At 67.9% G+C, this 16226-nt stretch carries 13 protein-coding genes; 9 read left to right on the top strand and 4 right to left on the bottom strand.

Annotated features, from left to right (window positions below; all coding sequences use genetic code 11):
- Positions 1-4: 4 nt before the first annotated feature.
- Both AC5P88_RS17050 and AC5P88_RS17045 read right to left on the bottom strand, forming a co-directional pair.
- Positions 5-754 (bottom strand): fimbrial biogenesis chaperone, encoded by a 750-nt coding sequence (locus AC5P88_RS17050; protein WP_106550894.1) that lies wholly within the window; start codon positions 752-754, stop codon positions 5-7.
- Positions 754-1284 (bottom strand): Csu type fimbrial protein, encoded by a 531-nt coding sequence (locus AC5P88_RS17045; RefSeq protein ID WP_495225583.1) that lies wholly within the window; start codon positions 1282-1284, stop codon positions 754-756. Before AC5P88_RS17045 ends, AC5P88_RS17050 begins: the two co-directional genes overlap by 1 nt.
- A 173-nt stretch (positions 1285-1457) precedes the next feature.
- On the opposite strand from AC5P88_RS17045, the gene map reads away from it, so the two are divergent.
- The 6 genes from map to dapE are packed head-to-tail and all read left to right on the top strand — an operon-like array spanning position 1458 to position 8387.
- The gene (map, locus tag AC5P88_RS17040; protein ID WP_005408754.1) at positions 1458-2300 is read left to right on the top strand and encodes a type I methionyl aminopeptidase; all 843 of its coding nucleotides are present in this window, start codon (positions 1458-1460) and stop codon (positions 2298-2300) included.
- A 2-nt stretch (positions 2301-2302) separates the two neighbouring features.
- Complete coding sequence (locus tag AC5P88_RS17035) at positions 2303-4930, top strand: [protein-PII] uridylyltransferase (RefSeq protein WP_495225582.1); 2628 nt, start codon at positions 2303-2305, stop codon at positions 4928-4930.
- Positions 4930-5991, top strand: coding sequence for a 2,3,4,5-tetrahydropyridine-2,6-dicarboxylate N-succinyltransferase (gene dapD / locus AC5P88_RS17030; protein ID WP_495225580.1), 1062 nt, complete (start codon positions 4930-4932; stop codon positions 5989-5991). Before AC5P88_RS17035 ends, dapD begins: the two co-directional genes overlap by 1 nt.
- Before the next feature lie 2 nt (positions 5992-5993).
- Entirely contained in the window at positions 5994-6860 is an 867-nt protein-coding gene (locus tag AC5P88_RS17025) for a hypothetical protein (protein WP_495225579.1), read from the top strand.
- Between the two features lie 31 nt (positions 6861-6891).
- Positions 6892-7263 (top strand): arsenate reductase, encoded by a 372-nt coding sequence (locus AC5P88_RS17020; protein ID WP_180849163.1) that lies wholly within the window; start codon positions 6892-6894, stop codon positions 7261-7263.
- Positions 7260-8387: a succinyl-diaminopimelate desuccinylase gene (gene dapE / locus AC5P88_RS17015; protein ID WP_495225578.1), complete on the top strand. Its 1128-nt coding sequence runs from the start codon at positions 7260-7262 to the stop codon at positions 8385-8387. Before AC5P88_RS17020 ends, dapE begins: the two co-directional genes overlap by 4 nt.
- A gap of 131 nt (positions 8388-8518) precedes the next feature.
- Here dapE and AC5P88_RS17010 read toward each other — a convergent pair whose 3' ends face one another.
- The gene (locus AC5P88_RS17010; protein WP_428992989.1) at positions 8519-9397 is read right to left on the bottom strand and encodes a tetratricopeptide repeat protein; all 879 of its coding nucleotides are present in this window, start codon (positions 9395-9397) and stop codon (positions 8519-8521) included.
- Between the two features lie 336 nt (positions 9398-9733).
- Between AC5P88_RS17010 and asnB the strand changes: the two genes are divergently transcribed.
- Positions 9734-11425 carry an asparagine synthase B gene (gene asnB, locus AC5P88_RS17005; RefSeq protein WP_495225577.1) on the top strand — a complete coding sequence of 564 codons (1692 nt, stop codon included), beginning with the start codon at positions 9734-9736 and terminating at the stop codon, positions 11423-11425.
- A 131-nt stretch (positions 11426-11556) separates the two neighbouring features.
- Entirely contained in the window at positions 11557-12948 is a 1392-nt protein-coding gene (locus AC5P88_RS17000; protein ID WP_495225576.1) for a cation:proton antiporter domain-containing protein, read from the top strand.
- 75 nt (positions 12949-13023) lie between these two features.
- On the opposite strand, the gene AC5P88_RS16995 is transcribed toward AC5P88_RS17000, so the two are convergent.
- Entirely contained in the window at positions 13024-15351 is a 2328-nt protein-coding gene (locus AC5P88_RS16995; RefSeq protein WP_495225575.1) for a penicillin acylase family protein, read from the bottom strand.
- 123 nt (positions 15352-15474) lie between these two features.
- Here AC5P88_RS16995 and bfr point away from each other — a divergent pair, with 123 nt between their 5' ends.
- Positions 15475-15963, top strand: coding sequence for a bacterioferritin (gene bfr, locus AC5P88_RS16990; RefSeq protein ID WP_010486279.1), 489 nt, complete (start codon positions 15475-15477; stop codon positions 15961-15963).
- Positions 15964-16226 lie beyond the last annotated feature (263 nt).

The following is a 16226-nucleotide window of genomic DNA, read 5'->3' as shown; positions in this document are numbered from 1 at the left end:
CGCCTCAGCGAGCCGGTGGTGGCGACAGCGGCGTCTGTTCCGACTCGCCATTGAGCTTGGCCGTGATCTGGTCGTTGTCGCGGTCGATGGCCGTGCGCTCGATCGGCCAGCGCATCACCTGCCCGGGCAGTACATACCCCAGCAGGCCGGGGTGCACGATGCGCGGACGCTGGGCGCTGCCCAGCGCCAGGTCGGCGATCTGTGCATAGGCGTTGCCGGTGTTGGCTACCTCCACGCCATTGCGTCCGTCCTCCAGCCGGACCAGGCTGGCCTGCAGGCGCGGCGCCAGCTTGCCGCCCGAGGGTTGCACGAACACCGGAATCGAATAGCGCAGCACGAACTGCATGCCGTTGGCACGGGTCGCCAGGTCAGGCACTTCGTCGACGATCAGCCGGTAGTACTGCTGTGCCGCAGGCGGTTCGTGGTTCGGGCGCATCACCCGTACCAGCTGCTGCTGGCCAGCGCCCAGTTCCTGCATCGGAGGGGTGGCCAGCAGTTCATCGGTGGGCAGCAGTTGTTCCTGGCCATCCTGCTGTACCCAGCGGAAGACGCGCACCTGCAGCCTGACCGGCGAGGTGCCACTGTTGGTCAGCCACAGTTCGCCGGCGCGCTGGCGGGCCTCAAGCTGGAGGCTGGTGGGGGCGACCTGCAGGCTGGTAGCACCGGCAGGGGCGGTGGCCAGCAGGCAAAGGGCGAGCAGCGCCACGCCGGTGGCGCGCCACGGGCGGGGTCCGGCCATGCGGGCGTGCTCCATCAATAGGTGATCGTGGCGGTAACCGTATCCAGGTAGTTACCGGTGGCCGGGTTGTTGGTGCTCAGGTTCAGGATCTGGCCGTAGACGATGTAGGGCACGGCCAGGCCGGTGCCGATGCCGGCCTGGGTGTTGGTGCCTGAGGTGGCGCCCCAGACCAGGGTATGCGCGGCGTCCTGGTACAGCTGGTAGCCGACGAAGTTGTTGGCGGTCACCGCGGCATTGGTGTTCTTCATCCGGCGGGTGGTGACATCGTTGGCGGTGCTGGCATTGGCGCCCGCGTTCAGCGAAATCGTGTACGGGGTCAGGGCCGAGCACTGGGCGGTCACCGTGCCCTGGCCCAGGGTGGGGGTCGCCGTGGTCGAGGCCGCCGTGCCGAAATCAACGTTGGTGGCGGCCGCGGCCGTGATCGTGCAGGCCTTGGTGACCACCAGGGTGACGTTGAAGGTCGTGGTATCGGCCGCCAATGCGGGGCCGGCCAGCAACAGTCCGGTCAGGGCCCAGGCGAGCGGTGAGCGGAACGTGGATCGCATGGACAACCTCCCTGACCCGAAGGTCTGTTGAACAAGGCGAAGGCGGCGCGTTCAGGGCCGCTTTGACGACGGTCGCGGCCAGCTTGTGCGGGTAAGTGTCTGTAATCCGTGATAAATAGGCGTGCGAAAGGGTGGAGATCGTCACGCTTTCACTTTCCTTGCCGGAACCGTGCATGCCCCGGATCGCCAGTTGGGTGGCGTTCGTTCAGATTGCAGCCGGATCGGCGATAATGGGCGCCATGAGCGTGAATCTGAAAACCCCGCAGGAAATCGAGATGATGCGCATCGCCGGCCGCCTGGCCAGTGAAGTGCTCGACATCGTCACCCCCCACGTCAAGCCCGGTGTCACCACCGAGGAGCTGGACCGCATCTGCCACGACCACATCGTGAACGTGCAGGGCGCGATTCCGGCCAACGTCGGCTACCGCGGCTTCCCGAAGACCGTGTGCACCTCGGTCAACAACGTCATCTGCCACGGCATTCCCAGCGAAGGGAAGGTGCTCAAGGATGGCGACATCATCAATATCGACGTTACCGTCATCAAGGACGGCTGGCACGGCGACACCAGCCGCATGTACTTCGTCGGCACGCCGTCGGTGATGGCCCGCCGCCTGGTGGAAACCACGTACGAAGCGATGTGGCGCGGCATCCGTGCGGTGCGTCCGGGCGCAACCCTGGGCGACATCGGCCATGCCATCCAGAGCTACGCCGAAGGCGAGCGTTTCAGCGTGGTGCGCGAGTACTGCGGCCACGGCATCGGCAAGGTCTACCACGACGAGCCGCAGGTGGTGCATTACGGCCGCCCGGGCCAGGGCCTGGTGCTGCAGCCGGGCATGACCTTCACCATCGAGCCGATGATCAACGAGGGCACCCGTTACAACAAGGTGCTGCCGGATGGCTGGACCGTGGTGACCAAGGACCGCAAGCTGTCGGCGCAGTGGGAGCACATGATCGCGGTCACCGAGACCGGCGTCGACGTGCTGACGCTGTCGCCGGGCGAGTCGCAGGTCTCCTGAGGATGCTGCCGGCGAGTTCGCTGCTGGACACGCCGGCCGCGTCGCTCAACGACCCGGAATGGGCTGCTGCTGCGCGCCAGGCGCTGCAGCAGGCCGACGCGCGCCTGTACCGCCGCTTCGACCAGGGCGACAACATCGAGCGCCTGCTGGCGCTGCGCGCGCGTGCCGCCGATCATCTGATCCGCCTGGCCTGGCAGCGCTGCCTGCCGGCCGACAGCGGCCTGTCGCTGTTCGCAGTGGGGGGGTATGGGCGCGGTGAACTGTTCCCGCGCTCGGACATCGACCTGCTGGTGTTCGGCGACCCGCCGGCACAGCTGGCACACGAATCCGCACTGGCGCGCCTGTTCGCGCTGCTGTGGGATTGCGGGCTGGCGGTCAGCCATGCGGTGCGCAGTGCCGCGCAGTGCCGCGAGGCTGCTGCCGACCAGACCGTGTTGACCGCGCTGATCGAAGCGCGTCCGATCCTGGCCGAGGACACTGCCCGCCGTGCGCTGCGCGAGGCTATCGACGACCGTGAGCTGTGGCCTGCACGTGCCTTCTTCCTGGCCAAGCTGGAAGAGCTGCGCAACCGCCACCAGCGTTTCGGCGACACCGCCGACAACCTGGAACCGGATCTCAAGGATGGCCCCGGCGGCCTGCGCGATCTCAACACGCTGGGCTGGATGGCGCTGCGCGCCTTCGGCGTGCGCGACCTGGAAGCGCTGGTCGGCCTGGGCCACCTGGGTGCCGACGAAGCGGCCGCGCTGAAGCGCGAGCGTGCGGTGCTGGCGCGGTTGCGGTTCGGCCTGCACCTGGTGGCACGCCGCCCGGAAGAGCGCCTGCGCTTCGATTACCAGAAGACCCTGGCCGCGCGCCTGGGCTTCGAAGACGATGCCGAGAATCTCGGTGTCGAAAAGATGATGCAGGGCTTCTACCGCGCCGCGCTGGTGGTACGCCGGATCAGCGACCGCCTGCTGCAGCGCTTCGAGGAGCAGTTCGATGGCGAGGCGCAGCCGGAACCGCTGACCGTGGGTTTTTCCCTGCGACGCGGCTACCTGGCGGCCAATGATGCCGATTGGCCGCGTGGCGATATCGGCCAGGTGTTCGCGCTGTTCTCCAGCTGGGCCAACAATCCGCAGGTGCGCGGCCTGCATTCGCTGACCGCGCGCGCGCTGGCCGAATCGCTGCCGCTGCTGCCGGCCTACGACCAGGCCGACTCCGATGCGCGCGAGCAGTTCCTGGCCCTGCTGCGTGGCCAGCGCCCGGTCGATACGCTTTCGCGCATGGCGCGGCTGGGCGTGCTCGGCCAGTGGATTCCGGCATTCGCCCAGGTCAGCGGGCGCATGCAGTTCGACCTGTTCCATGTCTATACGGTGGACCAGCACACGCTGATGGTCCTGCGCAACATCGGCCAGTTCGCCAGCAGCCGTGCCGACGAGCGCTTCTCGATCGCACATGAGGTGTGGCCGCGCCTGCGCAAGCCGGAGCTGTTGCTGCTGGCCGGCCTGTTCCATGACATTGCCAAGGGGCGCGGTGGCGACCACTCCGAACTGGGCGCGGTCGATGCGCGCGCGTTCTGCCAGGCGCATGCCCTGAGCATCTCCGACACCGAACTGGTGGCCTGGCTGGTCGAACAGCATCTGCGCATGTCGGTGACCGCGCAGAAGCAGGACATCGCCGACCCGGTGGTGATCCATCGCTTTGCGACCCTGGTCGGCAGCCGCGACCGCCTCGACTACCTGTACCTGCTGACCTGTGCCGATATCGCCGGCACCAGCCCGAAGCTGTGGAACGCGTGGAAGGACCGCCTGCTGGCCGACCTGTATTTCGCGACCCGGCGCGCGCTGCGTGAAGGCCTTGAGCACCCGGTGCCTGCCGCCGAGCGCGTGGCCGAGGCGCGTGACAGCGTGCGTGCGCTGGTGCGCGAGCAGGGCTACGACGATGCCACCATCGACCGCCAGTTCGCCGTGATGCCCGACGAAGGCTTCATCCGCCTGCGCCCGGAACAGCTGGCCTGGCAGGCCGCCGCGCTGGTACCGGTGAAACAGGGCCAGGCGCTGGTGAAGGTGCGCCGCATCAGCGTCGACGACCCGGCACTGGAAGTGTTCGTGCATTCGCCGGACCGCGACGGCCTGTTCGCCGCCATCGTGATGACCCTGGACCGCAAGGGCTACGGCATCCATCGCGCGCGCGTGCTGGATGGTCCGGCCGACACCATTTTCGATACCTTCGAAGTGAACCCGGCCGACAGCTTCGCCGATGGCAGCAGCGCCAATCTGGAGGCCGCGCTGCGCGAGGCACTCAGTGGTGACCTGTCGCGACTGCGCCCGTCGCGTCGGGTGGTGCCGCGCCAGCTGCGCCATTTCCGCTTTGCCCCGCGCATCGAGTTCCGCGATGAACCGGGCGCAACCCGTTTTGCCCTGGTCGCACCCGACCGCCCCGGCCTGCTGGCCGATGTGGCGTTCGTGCTGCGCAACCAGGGCCTGCGCGTGCATGATGCGCGCATTGCCACGTTCGGCGAACGCGCCGAAGACACCTTCGTGATCAGTGACGAACACGACCTCCCCCTGACTGAACCTGCCCGGCAGCAGCTGCATGACGCGATGCTGGCCTGCCTGGACCCTGATCGAAACGCCGGAGACCCCGCCTGATGGCCACCAAGCCTGTTAAGAAGACTGCTGCCACCGCCAAGAGCGCAGCGGCCAAGAAGATTGCCGCCGTGCCGGCCGCGAAGAAGGCTGCCGCGCCGAAGAAAACCGCAGCGGTGAAGGCGCCGGCGAAGAAGGTGGCGGCACCGAAGAAGGCCCCGGCCAAGAGTGCAGAAGCCGCACGCGCCGAAACCATCGCCCGCAAGTCGCTGCGCAAGCCGGCCACGCCGGGCGTGGAAGAACTGAAGTTCGGCATCGAGAGCGCCTTCGAGCGCCGTGCCACGCTGACCCTGCACGAACTGGAAGGCTCGACCAGGCCGCTGGTCAACCGGGTGATCGATGGCCTGGAAAGCGGCGAATTCCGCGTTGCCGAGCCGGACGGCCACGGTGGCTGGAAGGTCAATGAGTGGCTGAAGAAGGCGGTGCTGCTGTACTTCCGCGTCAACGACATGGCGGTGGTCGACGCGCGCCCGGCGCCGTTCTGGGACAAGGTCGAATCGCGCTTCGCCGGTTATGACGAGGCGAAGTTCCGCCGCGGTGGCGTGCGCGTGGTGCCGGGCGCGATTGCCCGCCGCGGCACGTACTTCGGCAAGGACGTGGTGCTGATGCCGAGCTTCACCAACATCGGCGCCTATGTAGGTGAAGGCACCATGGTCGATACCTGGGCCACCGTGGGTTCCTGCGCCCAGATCGGCCAGCACTGCCACCTGTCCGGCGGTGCCGGTATCGGCGGCGTGCTGGAACCGCTGCAGGCCAGCCCGACCATCATTGAAGACCACTGCTTCATCGGCGCGCGTTCGGAAGTGGTGGAAGGCGTGGTGGTCGGCCACCACAGCGTGATCGGCATGGGCGTGTTCCTCAGCCAGAGCACCCGCATCTACAACCGCGCCACCGGCGAGATCAGCTACGGCTACATCCCGCCGTACAGCGTGGTGGTGTCCGGTTCGCTGCCGAGCAAGGACGGCACCCACTCGCTGTACTGCGCGGTGATCGTCAAGCAGGTCGATGCCAGGACCCGCAGCAAGACCAGCGTCAACGACCTGCTGCGCGGCCTGGCCGACTGAAGGTGACTGCGCCGGAAGACCTGGCGCAGTCCGCGATCTACCGGCATCCGTCCGACACCGCGTTCGGACGGATGCTGCCGCGGCTGCTGCATGCATCCCGCTGGAGCCGGCTGCGTCGCGCGCTGTCACGGCGTTGGCCGATGCCGGCGCTGGCCAGCGATGTGCGCGACGTGGTCTACGCGAGCTGGTGGGTCGACGTGCGCCATGCACCGTTGCCGCCACCGGGCCATCACTACGTGGTGCATGCCGGGCGCACGCCGTACACCATCCTCAGCTACCGTCACGGGCACTTCGGGCCCGCACTGGCCGGGCCGCTGCGCGCGCTGATGCCGTCGCCGCGGCAGAGCAACTGGCGCTGGTACCTGCGCCGCGATGACGATCCGGACGCAGCGCCGGTGGTGCTGTTCGATCGCAACGTGATGGACCAGCTGGTCTTCGTCGCCGGGGCGCGCGCGTTCAGTGATGCCATGCAGCCCCATCTTTCCACCCGCTTCGAACATGTGCTGGATGCCGCGGGTCGTGGCCACACGCTGATTGAAGGCGGGCAGGGCAGTGCACCCGCGTTGGGACTGCAGTGGCAGGCAGCCGATGGCTGGCGGCACGACGCATGGTCGGCGGCGTTCGGTGGCCACCAGGCCCTGCTGCGCTTCCTGACCTGCCAGGACGAAGCCATCGCCCGCACCTGCGATCGGTACTGGGCCAGCACCCGTATCGCGCTGCCAGTGGACATCGGCAGCCTGCAGCCTCTGCACCTGGAAGGCGAGCTGCACTGCCCGCGCCTGCAGGCGATGGGCGTAGCGCTTGAATCGGGCCTCGCCTTCCGCCTGCCGAGAGTGCCGTTCCGGGTCGTGTCCGAGCGCCTGTTGTGAGATTCTGGACCCCTGTTTTCCAGCATCACAGATGGCCATGAGCACCACTGTCTACGGTTTGAAGAACTGCGATACCTGCAAGAAGGCGACCAAGTGGCTGGACCGCTTCGGCGTGCCGTACACCTTCGTCGATTACCGCGAGAACAAACCCAGCCCGGAAATGCTGTTGGAATGGGCCGCGCAGCTGGGGGGGCTGGCGGCGATGGTCAACAAGTCCTCCACCACCTGGCGGCAGCTGCCGGACAACCGCAAGGCCGCCGATTCCGAGGCCGAGTGGAAGCTGCTGCTGCGCGAGTACCCGCAGCTGATCAAGCGCCCGCTGGTGGTCACCGCCGATGGCAAGGCCAGCCAGGGTTTCAGTGACAACGGCTTCAAGGCCCGCTTCGGCCTGGGCGACGCATGAGTGCCGTCCTCGACCTGGCCTGCGAGCTGATCGCACGGTCTTCGGTGACGCCGGACGATGCGGGTTGCCAGGCGCTGCTGGCGGCGCGGCTGAAGCAGGCTGGATTCCACTGTGACCACCTGCGCCTGGGCGACGTCGACAATCTGTGGGCGACCCATGGCCAAGGCGCTCCGGTGCTGGTCCTGCTGGGCCACACTGACGTGGTGCCAACCGGCCCGCGCGAAGCCTGGACCAGCGACCCGTTCACCCCACAGATCCGCGATGGCGTGCTGTACGGGCGCGGTGCCGCCGACATGAAAGGCAGCGTGGCTGCGTTCGTGGTCGCCGCCGAGCAGTTCGTCGCCGCGCATCCCGATCATCCCGGCACGCTGGCGGTACTGCTGACCAGCGACGAGGAGGGCGATGCCATCGATGGCGTGCGCCACGTTGCACGCCTGTTCGCCGCACGCGGGCAGCGCATCGACTGGTGCATCACCGGTGAGCCGTCATCGACCGCGACGCTGGGCGACCTGCTGCGCGTGGGCCGCCGCGGCAGCCTGTCCGCCAAGCTGCGCGTGCAGGGCGTGCAGGGGCATGTGGCGTATCCGGAGAAAGCGCGCAATCCGATCCACCAGGCGGCGCCGGCACTGGCCGAACTGAGTGCGCGGTGCTGGGACGACGGCTACGAGAGCTTCCCGCCGACCAGCCTGCAGATTTCCAACATCCACGCCGGCACCGGTGCCAACAACGTGATTCCCGGCGAGCTCGAAGTGGATTTCAACCTCCGCTACAACCCGCATTGGGACGCGCCGAAGCTGGAAGCAGAGATCGCCGCACTGCTGGACCGGCATGGCCTGCAGTACACGCTGAAGTGGCACCGCAGCGGTGAGCCGTTCTACACCCCGGAAGGCACGCTGCGCGCCGCGGCACGCGCAGTGCTGGCCGAGCACATCGGCCGCGCGCCGGAAGAAAGTACCGGCGGCGGTACCTCCGATGCGCGCTTCATCGCGCCCTTGGGCGCGCAGTGCATCGAAGTAGGACCGGTCAACGCCAGCATCCACCAGGTGGACGAGAACGTGCGCGTGGACGAACTGGAAGCACTGCCCGGGCTGTACCAGCGGCTGGTGGAACGGCTGCTGGTGTAAAGACGGTGGGTGGGAATGGTGGGTGCCGACCGTTGGTCGGCACGCCCCCCGCCGGGGCTGCATCCCTGTAGAGCCGAGCCATGCTCGGCTGATGTCTACCGGCAGAAGCAGCCGAGCACGGCCCGGCTCTACTATTCCGAAAAAAGGAAGAACGGCGGCTCGACCGCTTTTTTCCAGTAGCCGGGCGCCGCCATGTAGAAGCGCTGCGCTTCGGCCTTCGCGAACCAGCGTGCCGCCGCCTCGGTGTCCTTTTCCACGCCCGGCGCACTCCGGCCCAGCAGCAGCCCGGCAAAGTACTGGCCGAACACATTGCCCTGTTCCCCGGCACGCTGGTACAGCTGCAACGCACGCGCCGGATCGCTCGGCACGCCCACGCCGCGTTCCAGCAGCGCGCCCAGATCCACCTGCGCCTCGGCATCGCCACGCGCCGCGCGACGCTGCAGGTGGGCGACCAGCGGGTGCACGGTGCCGGCCTGCGCGGCCACTGCATCCGGCAGTCGCGAGGAACGGCTTGGATAGCGGTGATAGATCATCGCGCGCAGGTCCCAGCGCAGTGCCTGCTGTGCGTCGCCCTGCTGGCGATAGGCTGCAGCCAAGTCGTGGAACGCGTAGGGATTGCCGTGGTTGGCCGCAGCCAGGTAGGCGCGCTCGCCGCGTCGCCACGAAGCGCGCAGCACCGGTGCAGGATCGATGCGGGGGCTGTCGGCATGCCGCAGCGTGCCGGAGGTCCAGATCCGGCCCAGTGCTTCTTCCGCCTTGGTGTTGTGGAAGGTCCAGGGCGTGACCGCAGCGGCACGCTCGTAGTAGGCGACCGCGCGCGGGTCGTTGAAGCGCTCGAAGGTCTCTGCGGTATCCCAGGCGCCGTCAAAGCTGCCGTCGCTGCCGCGTTGTTCCAGGGCCTGCTGCTGTGCTGGTGGCAGCCTGGAGGGCGGGGGCAGGGTCTGGCAGGCGGCCAGGCCCAGGCAGAGCAGGGCGGCCAGTACGGCGGTGCATCCAGTGCGGTGTTGCATTTCCATTACACATTGCGGGGCGCGCCATTATGCGCTTCACGTGTGGTTGCCAACGCAACTGTTGCGCCGCGCCGGAAACCGGGGTACGGTCGATCCCATGTCGATCCGCCTGGCCACCGCCGTCAATAACAACAACCGCAACAATCTGCGCGCGAATAATCGTGCGCGGCCGATGCGGGACTGCGCCCTGGGTAGATAGACAGCAACACACGCCCGGACACCAGAAAACCCGCATCGGCCGATGCGGGTTTTTTTGTGCCCGGGCGAAGCCTTCCCGGGCCTGGATGGCCGGTCGAACACCTTCCCCTCGTGAAATCCCCCAACAGGAGCTCCGCCATGTGTTCGATCTTCGGAATCTTCGGCCTGCAGGCCGGTGACGATCTTCCCGCCCTGCGCCGGCACGCGCTGGAACTGTCGCAGCGCCAGCGCCACCGTGGCCCGGACTGGAGCGGCGTGTACCTGGACGAAGGCGCATTGCTGGTCCACGAGCGGCTGGCCATCGTCGATCCGGCCGGCGGCTCGCAACCGCTGCTGTCTGCCGACGGCCAGCTGGCACTGGCGGTGAACGGCGAAATCTACAACCACCAGCAACTGAAGGCCGCGCTGACCACCGCCTACGACTTCCAGACCGGCTCGGACTGCGAAGTGATCAACGCGCTGTACCGCCAGGGCGGATCGCCAGCGCAGTGGCTGGAACAGCTCAACGGCATCTTCGCCTTCGCGCTGTGGGACCGTGACAGCGGCCGCGTGCTGGTGGCACGCGACCCGATCGGCGTGGTGCCGCTGTACTGGGGCCACGATGCGCAGGGGCGCCTGCGCGTGGCTTCGGAGATGAAGGCGCTGGTCGATTCCTGCGCCGATGTCGCGCAGTTCCCGCCGGGCCACTACTTCGACAGCGCCAGCGGCGAGCTGGTGCGCTACTACCAGCAGCCGTGGCGTGAGTATGCGGATGTGCAGGGCCGCCAGGCCGACCTCGCCGAACTGCGGCAGGCCTTCGAGCATGCCGTGGAGCGCCAGCTGATGAGCGACGTGCCCTACGGCGTACTGCTGTCAGGTGGCCTGGATTCATCGCTGGTGGCCGCCGTGGCCGCACGCTACGCGCGCCGTCGCATCGAGGACGGCGCGCAGACCGAAGCCTGGTGGCCGCGCCTGCACTCGTTCGCGATCGGGCTGAAGGGATCGCCCGATCTGGCCGCTGCCGCGGTTGCTGCCGAAGCGCTGGGTACTGTGCACCACGGGTTCGAATACACCTTCGAAGAAGGCCTGGACGTGCTGCCGGAAGTGATCCGCCACATCGAAACCTACGACGTCACCACCATCCGCGCGTCGACGCCGATGTTCCTGCTGGCGCGGCGGATCAAGGCGATGGGCGTGAAGATGGTGCTGTCCGGTGAAGGCAGCGACGAGATCTTCGGTGGTTACCTGTACTTCCACAAGGCGCCGGATGCGCGCGAATTCCACGACGAGCTGGTGCGCAAGCTCGACGCCCTGCACAACTACGATTGCCTGCGTGCCAACAAGTCGATGATGGCCTGGGGCGTGGAGCCGCGCGTGCCGTTCCTGGACCGTGAATTCCTCGACGTGGCGATGCGCTTCGATGCCGCGCACAAAATGGTCGGTGCCGGGTTCGGTGGCCGTCGCATCGAGAAGGCGGTGCTGCGCGAGGCGTTCGATGGCTACCTGCCGGACAGCATCCTGTGGCGGCAGAAGGAGCAGTTCAGCGATGGCGTCGGCTACGGCTGGATCGACGGGCTGAAGGCGCATGCCGAAGCGCAGGTGAGCGATCGTGTGCTGGCGGCCGCCGACAAGCGCTTCCCGCACAACCCGCCGCAGACCAAGGAGGCGTACTACTACCGCCACCTGTTCGAGCAGTTCTTCCCGAGCCGCGCGGCGGCCGAGACCGTGCCGGGCGGCAAATCGATTGCCTGTTCCTCGCCGGCGGCGATCGCCTGGGATGCCAGCTTCGCGGCGGCGGCCGACCCTTCCGGACGCGCGATCGCCGGCGTGCACGAACAAGCCCTGGCGTAATGCTTCCGCCGGGCATGGCCCGGCGCTACCGAGCGATGGTAGCGCCGGGCCACGCCCGGCGAGCACAAGGAGGACCTAATCCCCTCCGTCCCCTTTTTGCGACGTATCATCGGCGCCCTGCACATTGGGGAATGTTCATGGACGTACCGCGCGGCAGCCAACGGCCGCCGATGAAGTGGGGATGGCGCTACCTGGCGTGGGCCGCGCTGCCCTTGCTTGCCGGTGTACTGCTGGCACGCTTCGCTGGCCCTGCTGAACCCGCTGCGGTTGCCCGCGCTGCGGCTGTGGCCGAGGGCGGCTGGGCGCAGCATCTGGCCTCGCCGCTGGGCCTGTTCCTGCTGCAGCTGCTGGTGCTGTTGCTGGTGGCCAAGGGGGCGGGTGCACTGCTGAAGCGGCTGGGCCAGCCGGCGGTGATCGGCGAGATGGCGGCCGGCCTGATGATGGGTCCACTGGTGCTGGGCAGCGTGCTGCCGCAGCTGCATGGGGCGCTGTTCCCGGCCAGTTCGCTGGGGCCGCTGGGCATGCTCAGCCAGCTGGGCGTGCTGATGTTCCTGCTGGTGGCCGGTGCCGAGCTGGATCTGGCTGCGCTGCGCGGGCGACGGCGTTTTGCGTTCACGGTCAGCCATGCCGGCATCGCGGTGCCGTTCGTGCTCGGCATCGCGCTGGCGATCTGGCTGTACCCGCAGCACGGCCCCGAAGGTGTGGGCTTCACCGCGTTCGCGCTGTTCGTCGGCATCTCGATGAGCATCACCGCGTTCCCGGTGCTGCTGCGCATCCTCGCCGACCGTGGCATCACCCAGACATCGCTGGGCCAGACCGCCATCGCCTGCGCCGCCTTGGGCGACGCCACCGCGTGGTGCCTGCTGGCGCTGATCGTTGCCGCGGCCCAGGCCAGCGGCTGGCTGCCGGCCAGCCTCAACCTGCTGTGCGTGGTTGCGTTCGTGGCGTTGATGCTGGGGCTGGTGAAGCCCTGGTTCGCCCGCCAGCAGATCGCGCCGGGACGCGAAGGGCGCTGGCTGCTGGGCATCCTGCTGCTGTCGCTGGCCAGTGCGCTGGTCACCGAGATGCTCGGCATCCATGCGCTGTTCGGTGCCTTTGCTGCGGGCGTGGCGGTGTCGTCCAACGTGCAGCTGCGCGAGCTGCTGATGGCCCGCGTCGAACCGTTCGCGGTGACGCTGCTGCTGCCGCTGTTCTTCGCCATGACCGGTCTGCGCATGCGCGCCGACGCATTGCAGGCCAGCGATATCGTGCTGTGCGCGGTGGTGATCGTGGTGGCCACGGTCGGCAAGCTGCTGGGTACCTTCAGTGCTGCGCGCAGTGCCGGCATGCCCACGCGTGAGGCATGGCGGTTGGGCGCGCTGATGAATACCCGCGGCCTGATGGAGCTGATCGTGCTCAACCTGGGCTACGAGCTGGGCCTGCTGGGCGACCGCCTGTTTGCGGTGCTGGTGATCATGGCGCTGGTGACCACGGCGATGACCGGGCCGCTGTTGAACCTGATCGAGCGGCGCTACCGTCGGTGATGGGGTCAGATCCCTTTTCCATTGGAAAAGGGATCTGACCCCGGGTCTTCCGGGGTTGCCGGCCAGCGGCCGGCACTACCGCGCTGGCACCAGCGTCATGGTGTGCTGCGCCTTGCCGGGCAGGAACGGGGTCGGGCGGCCATGTACCCAGTCTTCGTGGCCGGCGCCCCAGTACGGAGACAGGGGATGCCCGCTCTGGCCGCCGGGCATGTGCACGATGCCGTCGGCCTCGTGGCCGGGCGATACCACCATGCGCTCGGAAGCACCGAAGTTCGGCGTCTGCACCCGCGGCATATCGCGGTCGCCGGGCAGGCGGTCGGCCGGCATGCACAGCCAGCGCTTGGCGAACTCCGGCAGCGCGCGTGCGATCGGATGGCAGATCGCCGCGGTATTGCGTTCCCCCCACGTGCGCTTGGCCAGTGGGCCTTGCCTGGAGAGCTCGGCTTCCGTGCGACGTGCTGCATCGATCAGCAGCGCATCCCAGCTGCCGAACGCTGGCGGCAGCAGGTTGGCCGGGCGCTGCTGCAGCATCGGCCAGGCCACGCCTTCCAGCTGCGCCAGGCGCGGATCGAGGTAGTCCTCACCCAGCTGCGCATTGGCCGGTGCCAGCAGCGCATCGGACAGCGTCTCCATCACCTGCGTGCGGAACTCGCGCACCACCCGGTAACTGACCGAGTCGGCTGAAGCGCGCCCGCCCCACTGATGGCTGACCGCCTTCAATCGCTTCAGCGCGGGATCGTCACTGCGTTCGATGACGTCGTGCAGCAGTGCCCACCAGCGCTGCAGGAACACCGCGCGGTCATCGAGCTGGATCGCCAGCAGGTCATGCTCGTCGAAGCGCTCCTGGATCGCGAGCAGGTCACGGATCTGCCGCGCCCGCGCACCGAGGTCATAGCCACCGTTGCCGGCGGTGGCCAGTGCCTCGCCGTCCAGAACGCGGCCGTTGGCGGTCCACAGGCGGTGGTTGGGTGGGTCGATCAGTGCCGGCGAGGCATCGCTGCGGATCGGCCAGGGTGCGCAGTCCTGGTTGTTGGCGGCCGTGAAACCCGCAGGCGCACAGCCGGGGCCGCGGTCCGGGCGGGCGCCGATCAGGCGCCAGGCGATGCGTCCGCTGCGTTCGCCGACCACCAGGTTCTGCGCGGGAATGCCGGCGCGGTCGGCGAACTGCAGGGCCGCGTCCAGATTGCCAGCGCGGGCCAGGTCACCGAAGTCCAGCCGTACCGCGCCCGGCAGATGGGCGACCCAGCGCAGCGCGTCGCCGCTGCCATCGGCATGGGTGTGCAGGATCGGGCCCCAGGCGGTTTCGCGCACCGGGAACACCACGTCGGCCTGGCCGGCTACGGTGATGCGTTCTTCATGTACGGTCGCGGCGGCGTTGGCCGGTTCAGTCCGGTAGTCCGCCGTGTCGATGTAGCTGTTGGTGAAGCCCCAGGCCACGTGCCCGTTGCTGCCCACGATCACCGCGGGCAGGCCGGGCAGCGAGAAACCGGTGACATCGACCTGGCCGCTGGCAGCCTGGGGGTCCGGGTAGCGCAGGCGCACGCGGAACCACAGGCCCGGTGCGCGCAGGCCCAGGTGCATGTCGTCGGCGACGATCGCGCGGCCATCGGCGGTAAGCGCCCCGGCCACCGCGAAGTTGTTGCTGCCGACAGCGTCCGCCTCTTCCTGCGCGGTGCCGGATTTTCCCTTCAATGTGCGCAGGTCGAGCTGGCTGGCGTCGGGCAGGGCGGCGTTGCCGGTGGGTTCGCCGAACAGCGGTGCATCCCATTCGGTGCCGTCGTGGGCGATGAGCGCGTACAGCGCGGGCGGCACCACTGCGCGGATGCGGCTCAGTGCAAGCTCGGTCTGGTTGCCCGGGTCCTGCAGGTCGGCGTACATGGCCAGCCCGGCCAGCACACTGTCGCTGGCCTGCCACGGTTGTGGCGATTGCCGCAGCAGCAGGTAGGCCCACGGGCGCACGGAGAGATCGGCCAGGCCCTCATTGACCCCACCGACATAGGCGCTCACGGCTTCGATGTTGTCGCCCAGCGCAGCCTGCATGTTCGCCTCGGTGCGCGCGCGCAGCCGATGCACGCGCATGCGCTTGTCGGCGTCGATGGCCTTCGGCCCGAACAGCGCCGACAGCTCGCCGGCGGCGCTGCGGCGCATCAGGTCCATTTCGAAATAACGTTCCTGCGCATGCACGCGACCCAATGCGCGCATGGCGTCGGCCTGGCTGGCGGCGGTGATGGTGACCACGCCCAGCGCATCGCGCTCGATGGTGACCGGCTTGGCCAGCCCTGGCAGGGCATGCTCGCCGTCCAGGTCGGCCAGGCTGCCGCGCAACAGCAGCCACAGGACCAGGGCGGTGACCAGGACGATGGCGATCAACACGCCCAGTACCCAACGCCATGTACGTCGCATCGCACGTCCTTTCCGAACTCGTGGGCCGATTGTAGCCGCAGGCGCAACTGCGACTGATTCCGATTAGATCACCGTATTCTGAAATGCGGCACCCTATGCCACATCGATTCACAGGAGCCCCCCATGAAAGGCAACCCGGACGTCATCGCCTGCCTGAAGGAACTGCTGCGCGGCGAGCTCGCTGCCCGCGACCAGTACTTCATCCATTCCCGCCGCTACGAGGACCAGGGCCTGTTCGCGCTGTACGAACGCCTGAACCACGAGATGGAAGAGGAAACCCAGCACGCCGATGCGCTGCTGCGCCGGATCCTGTTCCTGGGCGGCGACCCGGACATGCGCCCGCATGCCACCGAGCCCGGCAAGACCGTGGAAGAGATGCTGCAGAAGGATCTCGATACTGAATACGCCGTTCGGAACAATCTGGCCGCCGGCATGAAGCTGTGCGAAGAGAACGGCGACTACGTGAGCCGCGACATTCTGCTGGCGCAGCTGAAGGACACCGAGGAAGACCACGCCTGGTGGCTGGAGCAGCAGCTGGGCCTGATCAAGCGCATCGGCCTGGAGCTGTACCAGCTGAGCAAGATCGACGGCAACGGCGCCCCGGCGCACTGAGCCGGCAGCGGCTCTCTGTAGAGCCGAGCCGGTAGAGCCGACCCGGTAGAGCCGACCCGGTAGAGCCGACCCGGTAGAGCCGACCCGGTAGAGCCGACTGTTAGTCGGCTGCATTACCGAAAAGCAGCCGACTAACAGTCGGCTCTACCAGGAGCAAAAGAGCAGCCGACTAACAGTCGGCTCTACCAGGAGCAAAAGAGCAGCCGACTAACAGTCGGCTCTACCAGGAGCAAAAGAGCAGCCGACTAACAGTCGGCTCTACC

The sequence above is a fragment of the Stenotrophomonas sp. YJH_SMC_8 genome, from assembly GCF_059371315.1.
This window is presented reverse-complemented; position numbering and strand designations above follow the sequence as displayed.

Excerpts from the sequence above, each read along its gene's own strand:
- AC5P88_RS17035 (WP_495225582.1), top strand. The coding sequence starts at position 2,303 with ATGCTGCCGGCGAGTTCGCTGCTGGACACGCCGGCCGCGTCGCTCAAC.
- AC5P88_RS16995 (WP_495225575.1), bottom strand. The coding sequence starts at position 15,351 with ATGCGACGTACATGGCGTTGGGTACTGGGCGTGTTGATCGCCATCGTC.
- AC5P88_RS17020 (WP_180849163.1), top strand. The coding sequence starts at position 6,892 with ATGGCCATGAGCACCACTGTCTACGGTTTGAAGAACTGCGATACCTGC.
- AC5P88_RS17010 (WP_428992989.1), bottom strand. The coding sequence starts at position 9,397 with ATGCAACACCGCACTGGATGCACCGCCGTACTGGCCGCCCTGCTCTGC.
- dapE (WP_495225578.1), top strand. The coding sequence starts at position 7,260 with ATGAGTGCCGTCCTCGACCTGGCCTGCGAGCTGATCGCACGGTCTTCG.
- asnB (WP_495225577.1), top strand. The coding sequence starts at position 9,734 with ATGTGTTCGATCTTCGGAATCTTCGGCCTGCAGGCCGGTGACGATCTT.
- AC5P88_RS17045 (WP_495225583.1), bottom strand. The coding sequence starts at position 1,284 with ATGCGATCCACGTTCCGCTCACCGCTCGCCTGGGCCCTGACCGGACTG.
- AC5P88_RS17000 (WP_495225576.1), top strand. The coding sequence starts at position 11,557 with ATGTTCATGGACGTACCGCGCGGCAGCCAACGGCCGCCGATGAAGTGG.
- bfr (WP_010486279.1), top strand. The coding sequence starts at position 15,475 with ATGAAAGGCAACCCGGACGTCATCGCCTGCCTGAAGGAACTGCTGCGC.
- AC5P88_RS17050 (WP_106550894.1), bottom strand. The coding sequence starts at position 754 with ATGGAGCACGCCCGCATGGCCGGACCCCGCCCGTGGCGCGCCACCGGC.
- map (WP_005408754.1), top strand. The coding sequence starts at position 1,458 with ATGCCCCGGATCGCCAGTTGGGTGGCGTTCGTTCAGATTGCAGCCGGA.
- dapD (WP_495225580.1), top strand. The coding sequence starts at position 4,930 with ATGGCCACCAAGCCTGTTAAGAAGACTGCTGCCACCGCCAAGAGCGCA.